Consider the following 1259-nt stretch of genomic DNA (forward strand, 5'->3'; position numbering starts at 1 on the left):
TGTACGGACCGGACACATGGTTGACGGGTGTGCGGGGACATGGTGGACACTTTGCGGCGAACCAACTTCGCCGGGAAGTCATCATGCCTTGGACTACGAGAGATACCATGAGCCTGAAAGAAGAGTTCGTTGCCTTAGCGCGGCAACCCGGCAGCAACAAACGTGAGCTGTGTCGACGATTCGGTATCAGCCCACAAACAGCGTACAAGTGGCTCAAACGCTACGAGGCGCTGGGTCAGCCTGGTCTGCAAGAGAAATCCCGCAGACCAGCGAGCAGTCCCAAATTGACCCAGACGGCCTTGGAAGCACAAGTCATCGCACTTAGACAGGCCCATCCAGCATGGGGCGGACGCACAATTAGTAGCCTGCTGGAAAAGCGCATCGCCCCCAGCACCGTCACCAATATCTTGCACCGGCATGACCTGATTCAACCGTCTCTGAAGGAGCATTCGGCGACGCTGCGATTTGAACACGACGCGCCTAATGATCTTTGGCAGATGGATTTCAAAGGGCATTTCGCACTGCAGCAAGGTCGATGCCACCCCCTGACGCTGTTGGACGATCACTCCCGGTTCAGCCTAGCCATTGAGGCCTGTGATAACGAACGGGGAGCCACGGTGAAGGAGAAGATGATTGAGGTTTTCCAGCGCTATGGCTTGCCGGTTCGGATCAACGTTGATAATGGTGCTCCCTGGGGCTCGCCACGCAATCCGGGTGAAGTTTCAGAGCTGAGTATCTGGCTGATTCGCCTGGGAATCCGGATCAGCTTCAGCCGTCCTCGCCACCCTCAAACCAATGGAAAGATCGAACGTTTCCACCGCTCGCTCAAAGCAGAAGTGCTTGATGGACGACACTTTTCCACACTGACGGACGCTCAATCAGCTTTTGATCAATGGCGTGAGGTTTATAACCTGCAGCGCCCTCATCAGGCGCTGGGCTACAAGGTGCCTATGGACCGCTATCGGAGTAGCCCCTGGGCATATCCACAGCAACTGTCGGACTTTGAATATGGCCCAGATGATGTATTGGCAAAGGTTTATGACAGTAGATTTCGCTTTCAGAAACGCTACTTCAGCATCGCCAAGGGCCTACGCGGGCAACACATCGCAATACGCCCTAACGCTGAAAGAGATGGCTTGTTTGACGTCTATTTCTGCCATCAATTTCTACGGACCTTCGACGTAAACAACCCTGACTACGGGGCATAATGTGTCCACTATGTCCCCGCACAGGTGTCAACCATGTGTCCGGTCCGTACA

1 protein-coding gene is annotated in these 1259 nt (G+C 54.6%); it reads left to right on the forward strand.

The annotated features are described in order from the left end of the window. The first annotated feature begins 83 nt into the window (after positions 1 to 83). The gene (locus GIV35_RS27200) at positions 84 to 1208 is read left to right on the forward strand and encodes an IS481 family transposase (protein ID WP_236265984.1); all 1125 of its coding nucleotides are present in this window, start codon (positions 84 to 86) and stop codon (positions 1206 to 1208) included. The last annotated feature ends 51 nt before the right edge of the window (positions 1209 to 1259 follow it).

The sequence above is a fragment of the Pseudomonas sp. PA-1-6B genome, assembly GCF_021609545.1.
GTDB lineage: Bacteria > Pseudomonadota > Gammaproteobacteria > Pseudomonadales > Pseudomonadaceae > Aquipseudomonas > Aquipseudomonas fluorescens_BV.

Excerpts from the sequence above, each read along its gene's own strand:
- GIV35_RS27200 (WP_236265984.1), top strand. The coding sequence starts at position 84 with ATGCCTTGGACTACGAGAGATACCATGAGCCTGAAAGAAGAGTTCGTT.